General features: G+C 55.5%; 20 protein-coding genes and 2 pseudogenes. 14 read left to right on the top strand and 8 right to left on the bottom strand.

Annotation, left to right across the window (positions count from 1 at the left end; all coding sequences use genetic code 11):
- The first annotated feature begins 11 nt into the window (after positions 1-11).
- The 10 genes from CR155_RS11045 to CR155_RS11000 all read left to right on the top strand — a co-directional run bounded on the left by CR155_RS11045 (position 12) and on the right by CR155_RS11000 (position 9,136).
- Complete coding sequence (locus CR155_RS11045; RefSeq protein WP_102070077.1) at positions 12-1,049, top strand: branched-chain amino acid ABC transporter permease; 1,038 nt, start codon at positions 12-14, stop codon at positions 1,047-1,049.
- Between the two features lies 1 nt (position 1,050).
- Positions 1,051-1,764 carry an ABC transporter ATP-binding protein gene (locus CR155_RS11040; RefSeq protein ID WP_102070076.1) on the top strand — a complete coding sequence of 238 codons (714 nt, stop codon included), beginning with the start codon at positions 1,051-1,053 and terminating at the stop codon, positions 1,762-1,764.
- Positions 1,757-2,491: an ABC transporter ATP-binding protein gene (locus CR155_RS11035; RefSeq protein ID WP_102070075.1), complete on the top strand. Its 735-nt coding sequence runs from the start codon at positions 1,757-1,759 to the stop codon at positions 2,489-2,491. Before CR155_RS11040 ends, CR155_RS11035 begins: the two co-directional genes overlap by 8 nt.
- A gap of 2 nt (positions 2,492-2,493) precedes the next feature.
- Positions 2,494-3,318, top strand: a complete 825-nt coding sequence (locus CR155_RS11030) for an alpha/beta fold hydrolase (protein ID WP_102070074.1) — start codon at positions 2,494-2,496, stop codon at positions 3,316-3,318.
- A complete protein-coding gene (locus CR155_RS11025; RefSeq protein ID WP_102070073.1) occupies positions 3,318-3,560 on the top strand; it encodes a hypothetical protein in 243 nt (80 codons plus the stop codon). The genes CR155_RS11030 and CR155_RS11025 overlap by 1 nt, the downstream gene beginning before the upstream one ends.
- On the top strand, positions 3,557-4,981 hold the full coding sequence (locus tag CR155_RS11020; RefSeq protein WP_102070072.1) for an FAD-dependent oxidoreductase: 1,425 nt from the start codon (positions 3,557-3,559) through the stop codon (positions 4,979-4,981). Before CR155_RS11025 ends, CR155_RS11020 begins: the two co-directional genes overlap by 4 nt.
- A gap of 377 nt (positions 4,982-5,358) precedes the next feature.
- Positions 5,359-5,697 (top strand): tripartite tricarboxylate transporter substrate-binding protein, encoded by a 339-nt coding sequence (locus tag CR155_RS21380; protein WP_102070071.1) that lies wholly within the window; start codon positions 5,359-5,361, stop codon positions 5,695-5,697.
- Between the two features lie 130 nt (positions 5,698-5,827).
- On the top strand, positions 5,828-6,601 hold the full coding sequence (locus CR155_RS11010; RefSeq protein WP_102070070.1) for an enoyl-CoA hydratase/isomerase family protein: 774 nt from the start codon (positions 5,828-5,830) through the stop codon (positions 6,599-6,601).
- Between the two features lie 308 nt (positions 6,602-6,909).
- Complete coding sequence (locus CR155_RS11005; protein ID WP_233214152.1) at positions 6,910-8,112, top strand: CaiB/BaiF CoA transferase family protein; 1,203 nt, start codon at positions 6,910-6,912, stop codon at positions 8,110-8,112.
- Between the two features lie 31 nt (positions 8,113-8,143).
- The gene (locus CR155_RS11000) at positions 8,144-9,136 is read left to right on the top strand and encodes a Bug family tripartite tricarboxylate transporter substrate binding protein (protein ID WP_158238258.1); all 993 of its coding nucleotides are present in this window, start codon (positions 8,144-8,146) and stop codon (positions 9,134-9,136) included.
- 36 nt (positions 9,137-9,172) lie between these two features.
- Here CR155_RS11000 and CR155_RS20675 read toward each other — a convergent pair whose 3' ends face one another.
- Together CR155_RS20675 and CR155_RS10995 are read right to left on the bottom strand one after the other, a co-directional pair.
- The gene (locus CR155_RS20675; protein ID WP_143705196.1) at positions 9,173-9,514 is read right to left on the bottom strand and encodes a hypothetical protein; all 342 of its coding nucleotides are present in this window, start codon (positions 9,512-9,514) and stop codon (positions 9,173-9,175) included.
- 50 nt (positions 9,515-9,564) lie between these two features.
- A pseudogene (locus CR155_RS10995) lies at positions 9,565-10,134 on the bottom strand (DDE-type integrase/transposase/recombinase); the annotation flags it as partial.
- A 441-nt stretch (positions 10,135-10,575) separates the two neighbouring features.
- Here CR155_RS10995 and CR155_RS10985 point away from each other — a divergent pair.
- The 3 genes and pseudogenes from CR155_RS10985 to ssb all read left to right on the top strand — a co-directional run bounded on the left by CR155_RS10985 (position 10,576) and on the right by ssb (position 13,021).
- Positions 10,576-11,108, top strand: a pseudogene (locus CR155_RS10985) (JAB domain-containing protein).
- A gap of 559 nt (positions 11,109-11,667) precedes the next feature.
- Positions 11,668-12,468 (top strand): DUF3560 domain-containing protein, encoded by an 801-nt coding sequence (locus tag CR155_RS10980; RefSeq protein WP_102070066.1) that lies wholly within the window; start codon positions 11,668-11,670, stop codon positions 12,466-12,468.
- 73 nt (positions 12,469-12,541) lie between these two features.
- Complete coding sequence (ssb, locus tag CR155_RS10975; protein WP_102070065.1) at positions 12,542-13,021, top strand: single-stranded DNA-binding protein; 480 nt, start codon at positions 12,542-12,544, stop codon at positions 13,019-13,021.
- A gap of 1,247 nt (positions 13,022-14,268) precedes the next feature.
- Here ssb and mobF read toward each other — a convergent pair.
- Positions 14,269-17,166 carry a MobF family relaxase gene (gene mobF, locus CR155_RS10965; protein ID WP_102070064.1) on the bottom strand — a complete coding sequence of 966 codons (2,898 nt, stop codon included), beginning with the start codon at positions 17,164-17,166 and terminating at the stop codon, positions 14,269-14,271.
- Positions 17,167-17,462: 296 nt separating this feature from the next.
- Between mobF and CR155_RS10960 the strand changes: the two genes are divergently transcribed.
- Positions 17,463-19,454: an ATP-binding protein gene (locus CR155_RS10960; RefSeq protein ID WP_102070063.1), complete on the top strand. Its 1,992-nt coding sequence runs from the start codon at positions 17,463-17,465 to the stop codon at positions 19,452-19,454.
- A gap of 115 nt (positions 19,455-19,569) precedes the next feature.
- On the opposite strand, the gene CR155_RS10955 is transcribed toward CR155_RS10960, so the two are convergent.
- From CR155_RS10955 to CR155_RS10935, 5 genes are read right to left on the bottom strand one after another with little or no spacing between them, the layout of a single operon-like run.
- Positions 19,570-21,216, bottom strand: a complete 1,647-nt coding sequence (locus tag CR155_RS10955) for a type IV secretion system DNA-binding domain-containing protein (RefSeq protein ID WP_102070062.1) — start codon at positions 21,214-21,216, stop codon at positions 19,570-19,572.
- Between the two features lie 12 nt (positions 21,217-21,228).
- Positions 21,229-21,663, bottom strand: coding sequence for a hypothetical protein (locus CR155_RS10950; protein WP_102070061.1), 435 nt, complete (start codon positions 21,661-21,663; stop codon positions 21,229-21,231).
- Between the two features lie 11 nt (positions 21,664-21,674).
- On the bottom strand, positions 21,675-22,382 hold the full coding sequence (gene stbB / locus CR155_RS10945; RefSeq protein WP_102070060.1) for a StbB family protein: 708 nt from the start codon (positions 22,380-22,382) through the stop codon (positions 21,675-21,677).
- Positions 22,379-22,816 (bottom strand): hypothetical protein, encoded by a 438-nt coding sequence (locus CR155_RS10940; protein WP_102070059.1) that lies wholly within the window; start codon positions 22,814-22,816, stop codon positions 22,379-22,381. The genes stbB and CR155_RS10940 overlap by 4 nt, the downstream gene beginning before the upstream one ends.
- Before the next feature lie 34 nt (positions 22,817-22,850).
- Positions 22,851-23,309, bottom strand: a complete 459-nt coding sequence (locus tag CR155_RS10935) for a hypothetical protein (RefSeq protein WP_102070058.1) — start codon at positions 23,307-23,309, stop codon at positions 22,851-22,853.
- Positions 23,310-23,564: the final 255 nt, after the last annotated feature.

Genomic DNA, 23,564 nt, shown 5'->3' with positions numbered 1-23,564 from the left:
CTGGATAAGCTATGTTTTCAAAATTGACCGACTCGTTCCGCCAGCAGGGCGCTGCGCTGTGGTTGTCCGCGGCAGTAGTGGTGATCGTAGCCGCAGTAGCGGCACCCTGGATCAATCCGTATTACACACGGGTAATGATTATGGGGCTGATGTGCGGATACCTCGCAGCCAGTTGGAATTTAATTGGAGGTTACGCTGGCCAGATGTCGTTGGGTCACGCTCTATTTTTTGCTATCGGTTCCTACTCTGTTGCGTTATTGGCGCGGCTGCCTGACGTGCCTTTGATTGCGGCGTTGCCGCTTGCCGTGCTTGTGTCAGTTATATTGGCGTGGATCATCGCTGCGATTTGCTTTCGCTATGCCTTGCGCGGAATTTACTTCGCGGTCGGCACACTACTGCTGGCGGAGATAGCTCGTATTTTGGTCATCAACAGCGATACGCTTGGGCGTTCGCAGGGATTGCAGATCCCTAATACGCCCGGTATGCAGAATCTCAGTTTCTCCTCGAACCTGCCGTTCTTTTACATCTTTTTGGCAATGTCCGTGGCATTGGCGTTGGCTAGCCTGGCGGTGGAACGCTCCAAATTGGGATATGACCTCGTAGCGCTGCGGGAGCAGGAAGAAGGAGCGGCGGCCCTAGGGGTAGACGTGAGCGGCATTAAACGGTTCGCATTCGTCATAAGTGCGGGCCTTACATGTATTGGCGGCGTGGTGTATGCCGGCCTCGTGCGTTATGTGGAGCCGGGCTATGACCTTTCATTGTCTATAACGCTAATCATGGTGATGGGAGCAGTATTGGGTGGACGGGGGACCGCACTCGGTCCATTTCTGGGGGGCATCGTAGTGGTGTTAATACAAGAAGCCCTGATTCTGCTGGGCAGCACGGTTGGCACGACTTCCGTATCGGCGCTCGCGCAAATGATTTACGGTCTTTTCTTCGTCGTGATTCTGCTGGTATTCCCGCGCGGTATTGTCGGTCAAGTGCTGTATCGGCGTATAAATCGAAAGGCAACGCAGTTATCCGTCCGCACGATTCAAAAGGCATCATGACATGTTGAGAGCGGAAAATGTGAGCGTTCGTTTTGGTGGACTTCGTGCCGTTGATGACCTTTCCTTTCAAACGCAGACCGATCAAATATTGTGCATTATCGGCCCCAATGGTGCGGGAAAAACGACCTTATTCAGTGTATTGTCGGGGTTCCTGAAGCCGACGGAGGGGCGAGTCAGGTTCAATGATCTGGATGTCTCCGCCATGCGCGCTGATCGTGTCGCACTCGCCGGCATTGCTCGCACCTTCCAGATTGTCAAGCCGTTTCGGGATATGACTGTGCTTGATAATGTGATGGTCGGGGCCTATGCGCACGCCACCAGCTACAAAGAGGCACGGGCGCATGCCCTGAGTATTATTGATGAGGTCGACTTGCATAGAAAGCGGGATTTTCTTGCCTCCTATCTTACGTTGCCGGATCTGAAGCGGCTGGAAGTTGCCAGGGCGCTGGCCACCCGGCCGACATATCTATTGCTCGACGAGGTCATGGCAGGCCTTAACTTAAGGGAACAACACGAGGTGGCCGATATGATCGAGAAGGTGCATCAACGTGGCGTCGGCGTGCTGCTAGTGGAGCATTCTTTGGCCATCGTGCAACGACTGGGACAGCATGTGTTATGCATGGACTCTGGGCGACTTATTGCCGAAGGTACGGCCGCCGATGTAATACAGTGCGAAGCAGTGCAGGTCGCTTATATGGGGATCGTCAATGCCTAGTTTGCTTGAAGTAAACGGCCTGCATGCTGGCTACGGTTTATTCTCGGTGCTTCACGGCCTTGCTTTCGACGTTAAGGAGCGAGAAATCGTGGCCCTGGTCGGGTCGAATGGCGCGGGAAAGACCACCACCATGCGAGCCATTTCGGGCTTGATCCAGTCAACTGGCGGGTCGATACATTTTAATGGCGAGGAAACGACAAACCTCACGCCTAGCCAGATGGTCGCGCGAGGCTTGGTTTGTGTGCCGGAAGGGCGCCAACTATTTCCGGAAATGACTGTCCGAGATACGCTACTAGTGGGCGTTTCAACGCCGCGCGCGCGGGATAGACGCGATCAAAGCCTGAAAACAGTCTACAAGCTGTTTCCTAAATTAAACGAGCGTAGCGGTCAGCTTTGCGGCACGCTTTCCGGCGGGGAGCAGCAAATGGTGGCAATTGGGCGTGGGCTGATGTCTGCACCGCAATTGCTCTTGCTGGATGAGCCGTCGCTCGGTCTTGCACCGACTATTGTCAAACAGCTTTTCCAGGCCATCACCGACATCCGCGACCAGGGTGTGACCGTGCTAATCGTCGAGCAGAATGTCCGTTCAGTGTTGTCGTTCGTCGATCGTGCCTACGTCATAGAAAATGGTTCGGTAGAGTTATCAGGGTCTGCCGAAGAACTAATTAATAATCCCGATGTCGTCAATGCTTATTTCGGCATCGGTTCCAAAGAAAGCGTGAGCTAGCAATGCCTTATCTGACTCTTCCCGAACTCGAACTCCACCCTTCGCTGTGTTTGTATTACAGGCACTTTCCTGGCCCTGCCGGCGCTCCAAAATTGGTGCTTCTGCATGAGCTGGGCGGAACGCTAGAAAGCTGGTTGCCGCTCGCCGAGCGCCTGCGTGATACGTACGACATTTATGCGTTCGACCAGCGCTGCGCGGGTCGCTCCGAGCATACATCCCAGCCGTTCGCTGTCTGGGACCTGGCGCGTGACGCTGTCCGTTTTGCTGACGCAGTAGGCATCCAGGGTCGCTTTGTACTAATGGGCTTGGCCATGGGCGCCGTCACCGCCACGCATGTCGCGACTCGTTATGGAAGCCGGCTAAGTGCTTTGGTGCTATGCGACGGCACGCCGTCAATCGATGTGAATAGCAGCAACTACCTCCTTAACCGTGCCGGTAAAGTGCGTGCCGATGGCATGCGTGTGGTGGCTGAAGCAAGTTTTCGCAATGCCTTTAAAGGGTTGACTGATGGTAGTGTCGGTGCTTCATGGGATCAGTATCTAGAACGGTTCACCTGTAACACGCCGACTTCATATGCTCTACATTCCGAGGCGTTAGCCGCTTTCAAGCTTGAGAAGGCTGATTTTGCCCGTATCGCGATGCCGGCTTTGGTGCTGACCGGGGAGCATGATTTCATTTGGCCGCCCGAGACGGGAGTTGCGTTGGCTGCGCACATTACGGGTGCTCGGTTTGAAATGGTGGCCGGTGCTGCGCATTTCCCGCCGATTCAGCGGCCGGATACGGTTGCAGCGCGCGTCCGAGAATTTTTAGAAAAGGAAGATTTGTAATGGAAACAATGTCCCTAAACATCCCGCGCTACCCGATGTTGAGATTCGTGGCGCGGCATGGACGTAATTTGATGCTCGCAGTGGCGGTCATGTTGGCGGTTGTGGGGCTTGCTATCGGGTGGCAAGCGGCCTCCGTAATATTCGCCAGTGCTGCTGTGATATTGAGCGTGGTGGTGTTTGTCATTGGCCGTGCCTTGGTCGAAATGGTGGAACTCATCGCAGATATGTTGCTTCCCAAATGAAAGAGCAGATTCCAGTTCGGCGTGAGCCGTTGCGTATTGCGGTGGTGGGCGGGGGGATTGCCGGCATGGTGTTCGCGGCGCGTGCATCGGAGCTCGGTTGTCAGGTCGTCGTACTAGAGCAGGGTGAAGAGGATCTGTACAAATGCAACACCCGCTATACCGGTGGCGCTTTTCACTTGTGCTTTCATGATATCGACGAGCCTGCCGAGACGTTGGAAGCGGCAATCAAGGCGGCGACTACGGGCTTTGCCACGGATGGGCTGACCCGGGCTATCGCGACCGATGCAAGGCATGTCGTGCGCTGGCTACGGGACAAGGGCATCCGCCTGATGAAAGGAGGCCCCGACAGTTGGCGCCAGCATTTCCTTGCACCACCCAGTTTGTTGCAGCCTGGTTTAAATTGGCAAGGGCGGGGAGGTGACATGCTGTTGCGAACGCTTCGCCAGCTTGTAACGGCCCACGGCGGAGATATGCTGCTCGGGGCACGCGCGGTCGGACTGCATATGAACGATGGACGCTGCTCTGGCGTACATTACACCCGCGGAGGGCAGACTGGTACGCTTGAGGCTGACTTGGTAATGCTGGCTGACGGCGGTTTTCAAGCCAACCTGGATATGTTGCGTCAATATGTGAGCCCAGCGCCTGAACGCCTCAAGCAGCGAGGCGCCGCCGTGAGCCGCGGCGACGCTATCCGTCTCGCAGCCGACGTCGGTGCAGCCTTGGTAGGTATGGAAAATATCTATGGGCATCTGTTGAGCCAGGACGCCATGCATAATGAAAAGCTATGGCCTTATCCCATCATGGACTTACTGGCTGGCGCGGCGATTGTGGTAGACCGCGGCGGGCGGCGAGTCGTAGATGAGGGTTTGGGCGGCGTATATATGACTAACGTGCTGGCGCGTTTGGACGATCCGCAGAGCACGATGGTGGTGTTCGACCGTTCTATCTGGGAAGGTCCAGCTACTGAGTTCATACTTCCCGCCAACCCGTATTTGGTTTTGTCGGGCGGGACGATCGAGTCGGCGGATTCGTTGCAGGACCTAGCCATTAAGATGGGTGTTGACCCAAGTGGCCTTCTGCAAACCGTTGATCGTTACAACGCAGCGCTGGCCCAAGGAGCCACGGCGGGGCTCGTGCCCCCCCGCACTATGGGGGCTGCGCGGCCCATCGCGCATGCTCCTTTTTACGCGGTGAAATTGGTACCCGGGATTACGTTTACTATGGGAGGAATTTCAATCGACGCTGATGGTCGTGTGCTACGCGAGGACGGTGAGGCGATTCAAGGTTTGTACGCGTCAGGATGTTGCACGGGCGGCTTCGAGGGCGGAGCCCGTTCCGGCTATGTGGGCGGACTGACCAAGTCGGCCACTATTAGCTGGCGGGCTGCTGCCTATGTGGCTCAGCACGAATTAGCTATATAGATGCGCGGTTTGAAGGAGCTCTAGGTGATTTATCGCCGCGCAGAATAAAAAGCCTGGGCCAACCGCCGAATTGCATTGGCTCGCGTCATCGTTCTTCCGTCTCGCGTATCGGTGGCCCATTGGCTTGACTCTGGCGGCTGCCCGCTCTTCATCAAGCAAGCGCGCTTTTTTGTATCTGGATTTTCGCGACGCGTCAGTGTCATTCCGTTGCGTAGCAGACTTTATTCGCTACGCAGGGACTACTTTTATGAAACGAAAGAAGTCATTCCATCGTAAAGTGGAAGGGCCACCATGATGAAGTCGCATTTTGTAGCCGAACCATTAGCTACTTTTGACGACCGCTACAGTCCATAAGCTGCTCCTTGATACTCGCAGCAATGCTCGCGGTATTCGCGTCGAGTTTGGCGCATGCCGACGATTCCTTCCGGTCGCGCCCAATAACATTGATTGCCCCGCTGGCACCGGGAAGTGCTGGGGACGCTGCGATGCGGGAGCTAGCGAACGAGATGTCAATAGATCTGGGGCAACTGGTAGCTGTTAAGAATATGGCTGGTGTCGTTGGCAATATTGGGACCGCTGCTATCGCTCGGTCAAAGCCTGACGAATATACAGTTGGTATGGGCGGTCCGGGCGCCATGGGTAGTCAACCAGTTTACTTCGCGCGACCACGGATTCGACTCGTCAAAGGATATTGCCCCAATCACGCTTCCAGTTAACCCTTAGTACGTTATGACGGTTTCCGCAGCAGGGTCGTCCCGAGGCCGTTTCGCGGACTCTACGTGGTTCGTCCGACACATCAATTTCGATTCCTTTGACCAGACAGAAACAGGAGAGAGCACGGTGGTGATGCAGACAACAGAGAAGGTGAGATTCGAGATAAGCGACGGTCTGGGTGTTATTACGCTCGCCCGGCCCGACAAGCTCAACGCACTTGATAAGGATATGCGGCGAGAGTTTGGTGCGATTTTGGCAGCGGCTGCCGAAGACGCGCAGATCCGTGTTGTGTTGCTACGTGCCGACGGTCGCGCGTTTTGTACGGGCGCCGACATGTCTGCAGCACCGCAGAGCCCACTGGCTTGGCGCGAGAGAGTGTTGCTTGCACAATCTCATCATATGCAAATAGTGCGGATGCAAAAGCCGGTCATCGCCGCCGTGCAGGGTATCGCTCTCGGTGGAGGGGCCTCATTAGCGCTTGCAGCAGACATACTGGTAATGGCCGACGACGCGAAGTTGATATTTCCCTTCACCCGACTGGGCCTTGTGCCTGACGGCGGCGCGGCGGCGCTTTTGCAGGCGAAGAGTTCTCCGGCGATTGCGCTCGACGTGCTTCTGAGCGGCGGTGAACTGACAGCGCACGAAGCAGCTGCCGTAGGATTGACCAGGCGCGTGGTACCAGCAGCGTCGCTTGATGAGGATGCGCTCGCGCTAGCCCGACAGCTTCTCGAGCTTCCCGCCGAGGGACTTGTGCTCACCAAGGCACTGATATCGCATGGCTGGACAACGAACTTGCCAAATGCTCTGGCTCACGAAGCCGATGCTTTGGCGCTTGCAGCCACAACGACCGGTCATCGGGATGCGATCGCGCGACTCCGGGGAAAAATCGAGCTTAGGAAAAAGTGATGCGCGCATGAATCATTCGGAAGACCATACTGGCTGAGCCTACGTAACAAGCTGCAGTTTTACCGGTTCCTGATTGACACTTTCCAGTACTTCTTTATACTATAAAATGAACGTTCATTCATTTTGATTGGATTCCAAGCTGACGATGTGACGCTGCTTTCGGACGCATCAATAGGTCTGGACCTTCCGTGAGAAGTTCGCAGCGGAGCAGGGGCATACCCAGCATTGAACTGCAGTGGCATCTCAGCCGTAGCGATCACAGTGACGCTTCGAAAACGCGTGTTGTATTCAGTTAGGAGTCGTTGTCCATGAGCATTGTTATGTCGGGCGCTTACGCAGGACTAAAGGTGGTTGATCTCAGTCAGGGTGTTGCCGGCCCGTACTGCGCACGAATGCTACGGGAAAACGGCGCAGAAGTGACCAAGGTAGAGCCGTTGGATGGGGATTGGGGACGCGGCATTGGGTTCGCTTCGGACGGCCTAAGCGCGTTGGCTATCGTTAACAATTTAGGCAAGCGTTCGATTGCAATTGATGCGAGTACTTCGAATGGTCGCATGCTTCTACGCCGGCTTTGCAAAAATGCTGACGTTCTAATTGAAAGCTTTCGCCCTGGGGTGATGGAGCGGCTTGGATTGTCCTGGAACACTATGTTCGAGGAAAACCCAAGGCTGATTTATGTATCGGTTACGGCGTTTGGACCGACTGGGCCGTACGCTGCACGTCCCGGCTCCGATTCGACGCTGCAGGCAATGAGCGGTTTGATGCAGGCGAATGCCGACAAAGATGGCACGCCGAAGAAAGTAGGCACAGTTGTTGTCGATGCTGTTACCGGTGTCTATGCGGCTCATGCAACGGCCGCCGCACTTTACAAGAAATCCATAACTGGGCAAGGGTCTCGAGTCGAGGTATCGCTCCTTGAATGTGCCTTGGCAATGCAGGGAAACTCGATCGTTGACGCCGACTTAACGAAGGATCGATCACGCGTTCCGCTCAGTGTCCCAGCCGGCACGTTTATGACATCTGATGGATTCATCAACGTCAGCTCTCTCCATGACAGGATGTTCGCCGGCCTTTGTCGCGCTATTGGTCGAGATGACTGGGTAACGGACAGTCGGTTCAACTCTGCCGAGACGCGCGCCGAAAACGCTTCGGCGATCAACTCAATGCTTGAGAGTATTTTTGCTAGCCGTCCGAGCGCATATTGGGAGGAAACTCTTTCGCGTGAGGGAGTCGTGTGCGGTGTTGTAAAGGACTATGCGTCGATGCAGGCGGATCCGCAGGTGCGGGCGCTCGACCTATTGTGCGAAATAGAGCATTGTTCAGGGGTGTGCGAGGTTCCTCGGGTACCCGGGTCTCCTCGAAATTTTCCTGTGGACCCTGCTCCGCGAGTGGGGGAGAACACTGTGGAGATTCTGGAAGAGCTAGGTTTCGGAGAACAGGAAATACAAGTTTTTTTTGAAGAGGGTGTTGTGGTGCACACACCGTCACCTAGAGGCTATGTTGCTAACTAGAAGTCTATTTCTACTGTGGAGGAGTTCTCAAATGAAAAATTTATTGAGTCGTTATTTGACCCCGGTTCTCGCCGGGCTGATGTTCGCCGGCACGGCGCTAGCTGCAAACCAAGTTGCTCCGCATGAAAATTATCCTGAAAAGCCCATCCGTGTGATCTTGCCATTTTCACCTGGAAGTGGAACGGATATCATCACTCGGATTCTCGGGGAGGAAATGCGCAAGTCCCTAGGGCAACCAATAATCGTCGAAAGTCGTGCCGGAGCCAATGGATTCATTGCTGCAGAGGCTGCAGCAAGAGCGCCCGCCGATGGGTACACGCTATTCATCACCACGAATACGACGCATTCGACGAACCCGAGCCTGTTCAAGACGCTGCCTTATGACCCTGTGAAGGATTTTGAACCTATTGGAGCGATAGTACGTCCTTACTACACTTTTATTGTCAACAACGACGTACCCGCAACAACGTTGTCGGAACTCATCACATATCTGAAGAAATCAGAGGGCAAGACAAACTTTGGTTGGTCTGCCACTGTCAGCCAACTGTCTACGATGGCATTTCTTGACAGGATAGGCGCGGAATCCAACGGTATTCCTTATAAGAGCAGTCCGCAAGTAATGACTGATCTGATAGGAGGAAGACTTCAATTTACGATACAAGACATCGCAACAGCAATGCCAAACGTAACGGCAGGACGCGTTCGTGCGCTGGCGGTCACGTCCCCGGCTCGGAGTGCCAAAATGCCCGACGTCCCGACACTGGCAGAGGCAGGAATTCCTGAATTTGCAGTGGAAGCATGGGTAGGCATGTTCGCGCCAGCCGGCGTGCCAAAGCCGGTGATTGATCGTTTGAGCAAGTCACTTCAAGCTGCGTTGGCCGATCCAAAGGTGGCAGCGCAGATGGAAGCCTGCTGCATGTTCCCGGTGTTCAAGACGACGCCTGAAGAATTTTCAGATTACTTAAAAAAAGACCGTGCTCTGTGGGCGGGACGAATCAAGGAGGCTGGAATCGAACCGCAATAACAACACAGTATTGGGTGTGATATTTACTGAGGCGCCCTATCGCAACAGATAGTGCATCTGCAAGGATGCGGCACCGATATTTTTGACCAAGGGCCAAAGTGTAAGCCTCGTCGTTCGCAGCGCGGTCATACGAAGCAATACCAATACGGCGTTGAAGATGCCTATGTGGGGTGGTGGATGGGCACCGGCGACGTAAGTTTGCAGTACGACGCCTACTGATGCTGCGTTCGAATTATTATTGCAACGATGAGAGGGCAGAATCCTGGATATTGGAATGTGGGAACGCAGGCGACATGGTGAATTGTCCAGACGGGCGATCTGCTCGTGCGAGAACTTGGCGTCCAGCTTTAAACGCAATACGTCTTTAATTTTACGCATAGTGATCCTTGATACGGCACGCTCTCTCCAGACAAAAACTGGCAGGGTACCCGGTTATAGCGCTCGGCGTACGCGTTTTGCTGCGGATTCCCGGGCTGGGTATGGATGATCGTGATACGCCGCTTGAGGGTCCATTCCAGCATCGTTTTGCCGATGTATTCGGGGCCATTGTCGCACCGCAGACATGCAGGCTTGCCGCGCCATTCGATGATCTGGTCCAGTGCTCGCGTCACGCGCTCGGCCGGCAAGGAGAAGTCCAGCTCAATGCCTAAACCTTCGCGGTTAAAGTCATCGACCACGTTAAAGAGCCGGATACTGTGACCGTCGGCCAGTTGATCATGCATAAAGTCCATCGACCAGATTTGATTGATCTCGGTGGCGGTGCCTAGCGGCTCGGGTCGCTCGCGTACCAAGCGTTTGCGTGGTTTGATACGCAGGTTCAGCTCCAACTCGCGATAGATCCGGTAAATTCTTTTGTCGTTCCACGTGAAGCCCTTGATGTTGCGTAAGTATAGGAAACATAAGCCAAAGCCTCAGTTACGTTGGGCGGTGGTCAGCCGGATCAACCAGTCGGCGACGACCTCGTTTTCGTCAGCGTGTTTGGCCTGGTAGTGGTAGCCGCCTTGGCTGATACGGTATTCCCCCCATTTTCAGCAGCGAGCGGCGGTAGCGAATCGTTGAAACACTTCTAGTCGGACCGCCCCAGGCGGTAGAGGCGCTCGCCGCGCGAGCCAGCATTCGCAATCAGTGCATATCGACCATCGATGCCATCCAATGAGTGCGCCGCCCAAAACGCCGACTGTACCGCCATCCGTGTCCGCTGCCCTGGCTTTCGCGGCATAAACGGCTTCCACCCCGCCAGGCGGGTCCCCTCCATATATTCCACGGTCCTGTTCATCAGCTCCGGCCAGCAGTTCAGCACGGCAAGGCGACGAACTCACGGCAACGGCGGCAACTCCGCAGGAACCGTATTACTGCGAACGCCGAAAACCTACGACCAGGCTCGGAATCTTCGACTCCGGTCAGCAGGAAAACCAACGGGCTTTTGAAGGAACAGGAAAATGGAACACGTTAACGACAATCCAGCTTTGGGCTATGACAACATGAACGCAGGGCAGACGCTGTATGTGCGCAGCCCGTCGGGCCGGTATCGTGCCGCGACCGATACGCACGTATTGGCCGCGGCACGGATCGCCGCCGAAAGCTTGATTTCTGATCGGGCTGACATGGGGAACCCGAACGCCGTCAAACGGTATTTTCAGGCCAAACTGTCGGGCATGGGACATGAAGTCGCCGCTGTGCTGTATCTGAATAGCCAGTTTAAGGTGATCCGTTACATGGAAATGAGCCATGGCACGCTGACCCGGCCAGCGTATACCCACGTGAAATCGTTAAAACGGCGCTACGCCTCGATGCTGCTGCAATCATCATGTCACATAACCACCCAAGCGGCGTACCAGAGCCCAGCGAGGCCGATTTGGCACTGACGCGGCACTTAAAGCATGCCTTGGCGCTGGTTGATGTTCGTTTACTGGATCACATCATCGTTACAGGGCAGAACACGACTTCGTTAGCGGAACGAGGTCAGGTGTAAGCCTGGAGCAGGGCGGGTGAGGGCCCGCCTGCACAGGTAGACGCCGCGCACTGCGGCGCAGGTTGGACTTGTGCTGTCGCACAAGTAGTTATCCGCTTTCTTCCTTCTCAACAAAAGTAGCCCGTCCCGGTGTACCAGGACGGGCATAGCGGCTTGCTGGCGCAAGCTGGATACGGGCGCGTAACTACCTTCAATTTAGATCACCGGTTCGGTGATGGTGGCGCTCACCGCGCGGGCTGCTGTCGGGTTGTGTGTGGTGACACCGCAAGCCTGGTCCTGAGCATCCCATCGCCCTAAAACGCCGACTGTATCACTTCGCTCCGGCGCTGCGAGGGGCATTCATAAAAGCCGCGCTGCGACTTTTACAAAGCTTCCCCTTTTCCGCTAGTCGCTGCGTAATTCAGCACGGCAAGGGCGATGGAACTCACAGGACTGGCGGCAGAGCACAATGGGTACAGCGCACAACCCGGCAACCGGAATCTACAAACGGGCTCAAGAATCTTCAGGCCCGGTCAGCAATCACAACCGCACCACCGCGTATTTTTGAAGGAGCAGAAAATTGAACCATTACGAGCAAAAGCAGGCAGAGCGCAAAGCCAAGCTAGAGGCAAAGGCGGAACAGGCCGAGGCCCAAGCTGCAGCCACCTATGGCGGGGCACGGCAGATGGGCGAGGCGATTCCCTTCGGCCAGCCGGTCTTGATTGGTCATCATAGCGAAGAGCGCGACCGTAACTATAGGCAGCGGATTCATAACACCTTCGGCAAAGCCTTCGACCTGCAAAAAAAGGCCAATCACTACACGAAAAAAGCGGCTTCAGTAGGTGAGCGCGGCATATCCAGCGACGACCCGGACGCAATAGAAAAGCTTATGCGCCAGGTGGATCAGCTGACAGCGAAACAGGAACGCATGAAGAAAATCAATCAGGTAATCCGTAAACATGGGCGTGATCCAGAGGGCCAGCGCCATGCTTTGCTTGAACTTGGATACTCCGAAGGCAGCGCACAGAAGTTAATCACGCCGGACTATGCCGGGCGTGTGGGCTTCCCGTCTTATGCCTTGTCCAACAATAATGCGAATATTCGCCGTATGCAGCAGAGGATCAAACAACTGCAGGCTAACCAGGAGCATGAGCCGGTCAACGTGCCGGGGACAGGGTATGCATACGCGGAAGACGTAGAAGAGAACCGTGTGATGTTCATGTTCGAAGGTAAACCGGAAAAAGCCACCCGAGAAATATTAAAACGTCACGGTTTTCGGTGGAGCCCGACACGCGGCGCGTGGGTGCGGCAACTGAATAACGCCGCCATTTGGCAGGCAAAAGCCGTCATGCAGCTTTTGAACGGCTCGACCGATAACTAAACCGAAGCCCCAGGCTGCCTTATCGGCCTGGGAAATTTGTCGGCTTACGCCAACCACTATCAGGAGCAACAAAATGGCAGCAGTGAACAAAGTCATCATTATCGGCAACTTGGGCCGTGATCCAGAGATCCGCTATAGCGCGGATGGCGCCGGGATCTGCACCATTTCCGTTGCCACATCGACAAACTGGAAAGTCAAGGCGACAGGCGAGAAACGAGAAGAAACCGAATGGCATCGGATTGTGTTCTACAACCGCTTGGCAGAAATCGCCGGCGAGTACCTGCGCCAGGGTAGTGCGGTCTATGTAGAAGGGCGCTTGAAAACCAGGAAATGGCAGGATAAGGAAACCGGTGCTGACCGTTACAGTACGGAGATCGTAGCCGAGCAGATGCAGATGCTCGGGGGCCGTGGTGCAGATGGTCAGGCGCCGTCAGCTAAGCCCGCTGCGCGTAAGACCGTACCCGTACCTGCGCCCACAAATGGCGGTGCTGTCGTGGCCGACGATATTCCGTTTAATCCGGCCGGTGCAGGACGCGCCTGGATGTGTATTTAAGGAATTTGCCCCGGCATAGCCGGGGTGTTAAATGGTGCGGGAGAACAGAATGGAGGCCAGAAACGAACCGAACCACGGACCGATTGGGAAAACGCTGCTTATGACGCGCTGTGCGAGCAGTGCCTCTATCATGGTCAGATGCTCAGGCCATGATAGAGGCACTGGAAATGCAGGGTAATGACGTGTTGGCGTTTGCTTGGACTGACGGGCTGACAGTGTCTCAGACGGTTAGACTATTGTCGGATATGCCGTAGTAGCTACCACAGCGGCTGCTGTGTGGTGGCGCTGGCACCGTCCTGCGATGCTGCCTGTAAAGGCGCGGCATCGAAAGTATGTTCTGGTGCCAAGCGCAGAAGGCTGCTAGCTTCCTCAATCGAGCCGGACAGCCAGCAATCCGAGCTATCCGCCTCAATAGGAATGACTGAGCGCGCTTGTCTTGGGCACTGGCGGGCTTCCTTGGGTCAGGCTTGTGCATGCGACTCATCAACGGGTGTGTGTCGGCGTTGATCGTGAGCATTGTGTAGCGTTCTACGACTTCGCCCGTTGCCGGATCAGTCCAGGTATCGCCATCTTGGCAAAGTGAGGAATCAGCGCCCACTGGCCGATCACCAGCTCGCGCTCGCTGTCGTGTGCCCGAACAAACGGGCCGACGGCGCGCGGGTGGATGGCCGCTTCCCACCATCGAGGTTGGTTCCGGTTTCCAATTTGCCAAAACCTCTCGATCTCAGCTTGGCTCAGTGTCACATAACGATTGCACATAGTTTATTGTGACAGAACCGCATTCTCGTACATGGATGAGTTTTGATGGCAGCTATTCCCATCTTTGATGGGACCCTGTCATGAGACGTTGCCAGCTCTTCGATCTGGCTGGCACTTCCAAAAACCCCAAATTGGCTTTCGCTCATTTGTGGCCTTAAAAGTGCCACACAAGACGCACCCCTAGCGGGGTGGAAAAAGCGCTTTCTTTTCAATTGCTTGCGGGCAAGCCGTTGTATGCCTTGCTGTAGGACATACAGGGCAACAAAGAAGAGCAAGACGTTGATTTTTTGGGAAGATATTCGGCCACAGTCGTGGCCTAGTTAGGTGTAGACGCTGTGGCCGCGCTACATCCTCAACGTGATGACTGCACGCCGACTGCTTTGCGTTTGCATTTTTACTGCGTAAAGGCAGCATGGACGCCGCGTGCTGACTGCATCCAGGCTGCTCTGGATATACAGGATTGCTGCAATGCGCCTACTAACACTGGATCATCCTATTTCCATTTCGGATTCCGTGTGTCGGGGAAGCGGCCCCAGTTCGTTCCGACCATGTTCCAGGTGTTTGGCTGCCATCGGCTGCAGGTCATGTGCCAGCCCCTTGTATGTCAGCCGATCCACCCGTTCAGGAAGTTTCTTCGCATCATCGGTAAACACAATGACCTCGTGCCGTTCGCGCGAGATGCTGACATAGTAGGTGTCCTGGGCGGTCGTGCGACTGAAGCTTTCGGCGTTGTATAGCACTCGGTCGCAGGTCAGCCCTTGGGCGCTATGCGCGGTGGTAGCGTAAGCATAGTCCATGTTTAGCGGGCGATCTGTGGGCAGCTGCACGCGGCGACCGTTGGTTTCGATGGTAACGCTGGCTGCATCAATCGCAGCGACCTTCGCCAGCTGGCCGTTGACCAGGTCATTATGCGCATCGTTGCGTGTGATGCGGACATGGTCACCGACAGACAGCTCTGCCCGGCTCAGGTGGTAGACCGATAGTTTGCTCATGGTTTTCGGGATGATTTCCATGGGCTGCATAGGTGAGGGGCCTGGCTGGATCGGCTCGACGGTGATACGGTCATGGCGTTTGCTACCGGTTACGCGGTACTGCTCCCCGCGTTTTAGGCCGCACTGGTAGTCCCGTTCAGGAACAACGATGTCGCCCACGGTGTAATACCGAGCAACGCTGCGCTCTGCACGGGTGGTGTCATGGCGAGCCAGCAACTGGCATTGACGCCCTTTGCCTTCCAAGCCGAGCAGGACGTGGACTCGTTCATTGATGGCTATGCGAGACGCGTTGGTGCCGGTGACAACGATGGTGCCCGCTTGGTCTGCCGCTGAAAGCTGCGTATAGCCTTGGGCGATGGCTTCATACCGAGCAGAACTGTCCCGGCTTTTGAGACCATGCTCGTCGGTAGTGAACTGATCCGGTATGGTGAGCACCTGATCCAGGAGCGGTAGAGATCGGCTGGCTTGGCCTTCGGCGGCCAATTGCACAGCTTGGCGTAGCCGTTCAGAGCGTTGGCGCTGGATGTCCGCCATCAATACGGTTTTCATGCCGCTTTCCTGCAGCATGGCAAACGCGCGGCCAGCTTCGATGGCCTTGGTTTGTGCGGTGTCGCCCAGCAAGACCACTTTGGCGCCTGTCGGCTGAATGAGTGCCAGCAGCTTGTCCATCTGCCGGACAGGCACGACCCCGGCTTCGTCAATTACTACGACGGTTCTCGGCCCTAGGGTATCGGTGAAGTGGCGTTTGTCGGAGGCAGTAAGTACCGATGCAATCGTGTTGGCCGGTATATCGTCTTCACGCAAGTTGCGAACCATGTTTCCGTAGGGAGCCAGGGACATCATGGTGTGCCCCTGCTGTTGCAGGATGGCCTGGGCGTTCTGCAGCGCGAAGGATTTCCCGGTGCCAGCTAGCCCCTGAATGCCGGCGATCTGATCGGAGCCGGTCGTGATCAACATGACGGCCTCGCGCTGACCTGGTGTCAGGCGTGTGTCCAGGCTGCTTTCGGCATTGGTAGCGGGAATTGTGCCGTGCCAGGCACTGCGGCCAGTTTGTTCGGCGGCCAGTATTCTCGACTCAGCCTCAAAGGATTTCCGGGTCGCATAGCGTGGGCTTTCCATCAAAAGGCGTCCCTCGTCAATGGCCTGGTCAACTAGTTTCAGGGCGGTGTCCCGAGGCAGGCCGCGCAGGCGTATGACCTCTGTGGCCCAGCCTTCGCGCGTCATGGGAAGGGCCAGCCGGTCCTGGGTACTGCGGTAGTGCGGTGCTTCCCGGATTAGTGCGCCAGACTCCACACGGCCCTGGATCGCTGCCTGAATAGCAGTGATGTCCGTATGGCCACCGGCATGGCGAACGGCATTTTGCAGTAAATCTGCCATAGGCATGACCGATTCTCTTTCTGCTAGATGTTGGATCGCCCAGCTCAGTGAGGCTTCAGCCACCAAATCAGATCGATGCTCCAATTCCTGTGTCGGCTGGATATCCGCTTGTTGCCTGGCATGGTCAAACTGCATCCCGATAGCTGTAGCGGCATCACGCCATTGCCGATGCAGTTCCGTGCGACTAAGTTTCTGAGTCTTCGCTTGGCGGTGGGCCAGGGTGATGTCTTGGCGCAGGGCGTGAGGGGCTTCTTCCCGACTGGTTCCGCGTGCAGACAGCTCAGCCGTGATGCCGGCGCTGCGCTTACTGAAAAACTCGATCTGCTCACGGCTGATATGGGCCAGTTCGATATGACTCTTTTCATGTCGAACTGCGTACCCCAGCGCCCGAACATTGCGTTCCAGTTCTGCCTGGTAAATCGAGTCCGTCACGCGCAGCAGCTTGAAGATCTCTTCATTGGACAACGCCACCCAGCTGCCGTCGGCCCGCTGGGTCAGATTCATCAGCAGGGCGTGGACGTGTAGGTGAGGGTCGGGGGCAGAGCCTTCGGTAGGGCGTGCTGTCTCATGGCGGAATTTGGCAATGATGAGGTTGCCTGTGTGTTCTACCCGTGACTTGCCGTTTTCCTTGTGGCGCCCCATGGTCAGATGCTGCTCGACATAAGCAAGGGCAGCAGCGACCGCTTTATCATTGGCGTGTATTAGGCGTTCATCGCCACCGACCAAGGCCTGCAGGGTGATGCTTTTCGGTGCGCCGAAGGTGAGGTCAAGGGCGGCGCGAGCTTTCGCATCCTTGCGGATCGACCGGCTCGCTGCGACGCCACGGCCAAAATCGCCCTGCAACATCGCTTTGAAGCGTGCAGGGTCGATTTCACCGACTGCACCAAGGCGCCGGGCGCCTTCGCCCTGCCAAGTGGCGGCACCACCGTCACGGCTGTAGTAGTCATCGGCTTGATCGGCGTAGTAAGGGGTGGCGAAGGCCGCGCGGGCGCGGTAGATCTGGCTGTGCGAGATCATGGGTACTCCGGTTTAAGGTGGTGGTGAGCGATTAGCCAGCGGCGCGCTACCCCTATTTAATGCTAGCTCTCGCGGGCAGGTTGGATGGGCTTACCCGGCTAACAATTGTTGCTGGTTGCGTTGCGGCAAGCTTAAGGCATGTACCGAATGGGGCTAGTCATCCACGTCAGCTTCTTATGCATCAGTACTGCTAGAGATCAGCTACTATTTGCGGGGCAGTTATCAGCAAATGGCTCGCAGAGCTTCGTTATCCCGAAAGGGTAAGTAACGCAGTATCGAAAAAAAAAAGGGACGGCATGAGCGAACAGGATATTTCAGGAACGACAGAAATTAACGACGAAGGCATCAAAAAGCACTTTGATCGTATCGAGCCCTGGGAAGCCATATCTGAGCTGGTATGGAATGGTTTTGATGCAGGCGCAACAGACGTTCGCGTTTCTGTCGAGCAGGATGAAATGGATACAGCCAAAAAGGTATTTGTCCTTGACGACGGTGAAGGGATTGACTACTTAAGCATCAAGGATAATTTCGGTAGATTCAATGACTCCTCGAAGAAGGGTGATTTGTCTCAACATGGTCGGCACGGTAGAGGTCGTCTCGCCTTCTATCGCCTATGTCATAGAGCAGTTTGGTATACCAAGAATGTCCACGGCTGCGCCTCCATAACCGTTTTAGGAAGCAATATAAAAAAATACGAAGGAAAGGCGGGGATCAATCACAATGCCATTCCTTCTGCGTTGCGTGCATTACCCAGCGGTACTAGTGTCATGCTTGAGTCGTTTTCGGAGAATCTTCCTGAAAACGCGAGGCTGAGAGATTTGCTAAGTCGAGAGCTCGGCTGGTATCTTGCGCTCAACCCCAAAAAGAGTCTTCACGTCAATGGTGTCCGTGTTAGCGGCCCGGCGAACACTGTTACTGACGAAACAGTATCGGTTGGCGGCTACGATTTTCTAATAAGCATAATCCGCTGGCATGAAAAACCGAACTCCGAAAAATCCTATTTTTACCTTTTAAATTCGGAAGGAAGGGTTGAGCACAAGAGACTAAGCACGTTCAATCAAAAGCCGAATTTTTACACCAGCATTTACATAAAATCTGACTGGGCAAATACCATTAAGGGTGAAACTGCTGACTTGCTGACGGATCGGGATAGCACGTTGGATTCGGATCTTTGGAAAAAGGTTGTTAAGTGCGTCTCTGATATGGCTGAAGAAATATATCAGGACTTCCTGAGGGAGTTTATTGATCGAGAGATGGACTCCTATGAGGAAGGTGGGATATTTCCGTCCTATCAAGGGATTAGTAAGCCTTACGCCGACTGGCGTCTGGAGCATACCAAAAAGATTGTCCGCACACTCTATACAGCCGACCCATCCATTCTCCAGTCTCTAAACAAAAAACAGAAGAAAATTGTTGTGAGGCTGATCGACAGGCTTGCCATTTCCAATGAGAATGACGCTCTCTTTGAAATAATTAGCGGTGTTCTCGATCTTAATTCTGAATCGTTGGAGCAGTTGGGGGTGCAGTTAAAAAACACTCAACTTGATCACGTAATCAGCACAATCGAAGCCATCCAGCAGCGGACAAGCACGGTATCGATGCTACGGGAGATAATGAACAAGCACTATAAGGAAGTGCTCGAGACCCCGGATCTCCAAAAGGTCATTGAGGCGAATACTTGGCTTTTTGGGCATCAGTACGAAACAATTGGTGCGGAAGAAGATACTTTTACCAAGATTGCGAAGGAGCTTCGGGCAAGGGTTAAAGGCATTGACGGTCTGGACTCGGACGATTTCGACCCCTCGGAGTCCATGGAGATAGCGGGCGCTCAGCGCCAAACTGACCTTTTTCTCGCCCGTAAACGTCCGCACATCGACGATGCGGGTCGGAGAATTTATAAATGCACCATCATCGAAATTAAGCGTCCCGGCGTGTCGTTGAATATCAAGCATCTCAGGCAGCTAGATGATTACGCCGCAATCATTAGCAAGCACCCGGAGTACTCGAGCGGGTCCATACACTTTGATTTGATATTGGTCGGCCGAAAAATTTCTGCAGAGGATATTGAGATCCCAAGCCGACTCAATGCTCACAGAGGGAAAGGGCGTCCCGGCTTGGTAAGTGATGATGGTAAGGTGAAACGATACGTGCTCAATTGGTACACGCTACTTGATGACCTTGAGCTTGCGCAGCAGTATTTGCTGGAGAAGTTGCAAATCAAGCGAGACTCATTTGAGTTGGAAGACAAAGAAACTCTACTCAGTGCTCTACAGACGGAGTTCGTGTAATCAGCCCGATGTGCGGAGTTGCACGGGTTCGTTCAGGAACACTGCCGTCATCCTGATGGCTAGATTATGGCTCGCCGAGCGGCAGATCTTGGCCGCTTACAGCCTTCCGGGTATTCTATCCGTTTGGTGGTGTGGTTGTAGACGCTGTGACATTCAGCACTTTTCCAGACTCCTGAAACGCCATCGCTGACGATCCAAACTGTCTGAACGGTAAGCTCACTCTCGCAACCGGGAAATCCCCAGCCAAAGCCACATATCCGCCCAGCGCTGGCAGCGCCTGTATCTGTGCAGCGGTCACCACGTCTTCCGTCGTGCGATCCATGTTATCTGACGTATTCCGATGATCCACACTGCGGCTGATGCTGTATTTGGGCCGTTCCACTTCGTGTTTTCCCAGGCTTTCACTCATATCCTTCGCCGTCTGCGGGTCGGTGCGTGAACCTCCCAGCACTGCCAGGTTGCGGAAGCTCGCCCGGATGGTGGTGGCCATCGTGCGTCCGTAGATGTGTTCCAGTTGGGATGTGCTCTGCAATCCAGCGATGATGCGCAGGCCGTTCTTGCGCCCTTTGGTCAAACCGGCTTCTAGTGAGGGCAGAGCTTCCAGGCTGGCCAGTTCATCAATGAACAGCCACCAGCGCCGGTGGATGCTTTCGGGCATGGACAAAATAGAAGTGATGAATACGTCCGCCCACGACGACACCAGCGGCTTCATGGAACTCATCATGTCTTCGCGCCAGTTGATGTACAAGTTGCCGCCGTCTGGTTTGCCGAGCCAATCCCGGATGGAAAATTCTCCCGGTTTCATGCCTGTGTGTTCCGACAGCTTGTTCGATAGAACAAAACGGGCGGAGGACAGAGCTTTGCTCGCTTCGCTGGAACCAACAAACAGGGATTCGGCCAGGGTGCCTTCCAGGAATTGCTTCAGGACCTTGGGGTCTTCGATGGTGCAGAGGCGAAACAAATCCATAATGTTGGCTTGCTCACCTTGTAGTTGATAGAGTTTCCTGGCCGTCTCGCGCAGCAGCAGGCGGCCGAAGTCGTTCCATTCTTCAGCGTTCTTATCCTGGCTCATTGGAACTATGGAGCGGGCCAGGCGCTTCCAGTCGTAGTCGGCACGAACTTCATTGAAGAACGACCAACCCTGGCTGCGAGCATCGTAAGGGTTCAGGATCACATCGTTAGGCTGCCACAATTTACTGAGCAGATCGCCGTTAGGGTCGATCACGATCATGCGGTCGTTGCCGTCTGGCGTTTGCCCCAGCAAACGAGTGGTCATGTCATGCTTTGAGCGATTCAGCACTGAAGCGGCCATGTTGCGCAACAGCACCGATTTACCGGAACCCGTAGCGCCGCTGATGAGCAAGTGCAAGTTCTCATTGGCAGTCGGCATGGGGATGCCGCCTAAGTCGATCTGTTTTTTGCCGCGTTCTTCACACTGAAGTGCCAAGCTTTTTGCCGAGGTAGTGCGGGTGCCGCGCACGAAGCGCTTATAGCCTGCTCCCTCAAATCCTTCAGTCCTGGCCGTGCGCCCGATAAGAAGTATGAGCATGAGTGCCAGGACCAGACCGATGCCCAGTGCGCCGTAGAGCAACGGATACTGTGGTGTCAGTATCATGAAATGCCGGAAGGTTCGGGCATTCCAGTCTCGCCACTGCATGTGGCTGCCCCAGGTGGCAGCAGCCATCCAGGCACCAGCAGGGAATAGGGCCAAAGAGAAGGCGGCGATGCGCCGCCGGGTAATGGGCGAGATCAGGGTAGACATAAGTGCCGATCCTCAATAGATCAAAATCTGGCCCAGGGCCAGGCCAGCCAGCAAGCCCCCTAAAATGCCTGCTGCGCCGCCCACGACCAAGGCAATGAGTGCCATGCGACGCGCGGATCGGAGGGCAATGCTGGCGTACTGCGCGGCATTCCTGGCCAACTGATCCAGCCGGGTGCTGGTGTCGTCCAGCATGGTTTGGATGGCGTGTTGAGCGTGCTGGTTAATGGGCTTCGCTGCCGTTTCTATAGTGGTAGTCAGATGGCGGCTGAGTTGCTGAGGCAAGGCTTGCTGCGCCTCGTTCATGGTCTGCATCTGCTTCTGCGCCGCATCTAGGATTTGCGTAGCGCTTTCCAATCTGCCCACGAGCCCAGCTACTTCACCCAGTACCTCGTGGTAAAGCAAATCCAGCTTGGTCCGAGCGCCACCGGAATTCGAGTGTGATTCCATGCTCGCCGAGCTCAGGAAAACAGCGCGGTGAAAGCCGCGTTCATTTGCCGATCCACTGGCTTGGCCAGCGCACGCAGGGCGTGCCGGTTGCTCAACTGCGAAATGCGAACATGGTCTTCAGGATCGGCAGCGCGAAGCAGAGCGCGGTAGTCCGTCTGGTCAGCCAGTACGTCGGCAATCGTGGTGCGTTGGTCGGCGAGTAGCTCGAAGACTTCGTTTTCGTAAATGGCGGCATGGGGGTTGGCCTGCACTTCACCTGTTTTGGCGGCATAGGCCAGGATCGAGGGAAACTCATCGTGCACGCTGGTATCGACACGATTGAAAAGGATCCGTACTCGCTCTGGATCAACGCCCAGTTCCGCTAGTGCAGCCACGGTCTTGATGGTTTCGCGCTGGGCCTTGCCGGTATTGATGACCGGCAGTACGAAGTAGTTCATTTCTTCGTGGGCGTCTTCATAGCGCATCATGTGCGTCAGAAAATCCTCGATGTTGCTGGCGCCCACATCGACAATCGCATCTTCGCGGGTGAGTAGCTCCCGGAACAGTCGGCCAAAGTGTTCTCCGCGTAGCTGATCGACATTCAGGCCCAGGTCAGCGCCCGTTTCGTTGGTGGATTCCACTGCAAAAATCTGTGCGCTGTTCATGCGTGGCGCCAGAAGGTGGGAGGCGGCAACTGTCTTGCCAACGGAGCCGGTGTAGTTGAGGACGGCGACTTTCATGGTTCATTCCTTTTGGTGGGGTTGCTGTCAGCAGGTTGAGTACGATTGGCCAGGCCCTCACGGCGCAAAGCCTCCAGGTCTATCTGCATGTCGCGAATCTTGCGCAAATCGCCGGGTGTCTGGATGTTGCGCGGTCGGCCCTGGATAGCATCAAGTGCCGGTGGGGGTGAGGACGGCTTCGCTGATGAAGCTGGTGGGCTGGCTGCTGGTCGCTGGGCCTTGCGCCAGCGGTACAGCGTGATGGCGTAGGTGCTGCGTTGTACCGTCAGACCTGCTGCAGCCAGATCGTCCAGCACGGCAGCATGTGGAACGCCGGCAGCCAGGTCAGTCTCGATCAAGGGAAACAGCGCGCGCAGCTGCGCAGCGATGCTGATGCGAGGATCCAGGGCCGCAAGTGTTGTTCGGTAGCGCGTTACGGATGGAGATTCACTCATAGGTTTCCATGGGTTGGGGTGAACACGGTGTCGCTCAGTGCGACAGCTCGGGAAAGACCTCAGTCTGCTTGCCTGCCAGCCAGGAGCAGCCTACGGCTAGCGCTTCGTCATAGGCAGACTGTTCGTCAGCGAACCGGACCGACTTGCCTTGTGCGGAGAGCTGTCCGCCGCCGACCTCCCGACCGCCATCGAGCAGGCGCAGGGTGTAGCCGCCGATTTCGGAGTGGCGAGGGATGATCTCGAAGGAGAACCGCCGCGTAGCCTGAGTCGCCTCAGTGTGAAATCTCCTGGCCACATTGGAGAGGCGGGCAGCCCAGTCAGGGCCGATGCGATCCAAGGCTTCCGCGATGCTGTAGCCTCGCTCATGGAGCCAATCGCTGCGATCCAGCACAAGGGCGGCGGTAAGGGCTTCTCCAAGGCTCATGGCGCCAATGCCGTATTGGGCAGCTTGTTGGGCTATGTCGAGCATGCGGGTGTCGATAGTCGAGTGCATGAAGTCTCCTTTGCCCTGTGGTTTGAAGGGCATTGATAGGGAATGAGAGAGGGAAGTGCCCGAAAGAGCGGATGTGGTCCGTTGCTGACCAATGCAGCCGCTGTGCGGCTGCCCAGCGTGACGATTCAAGACAACCTGAGTTGTACAGGCGGGGTGGTGCGTATTAGGCAGGCCGACAGCCAAACTTATTCACAGGCTTGGTTGGTAGAAGTAAGGTAGAAGTAAGGTAGAAGGCGTTTAGATGGCTGGAAAGGA

The sequence above is a fragment of the Pollutimonas nitritireducens genome (assembly GCF_002849615.1).
In the GTDB taxonomy this organism is placed as follows: Bacteria; Pseudomonadota; Gammaproteobacteria; order Burkholderiales; family Burkholderiaceae_B; genus Pollutimonas; species Pollutimonas nitritireducens.
This window is presented reverse-complemented; position numbering and strand designations above follow the sequence as displayed.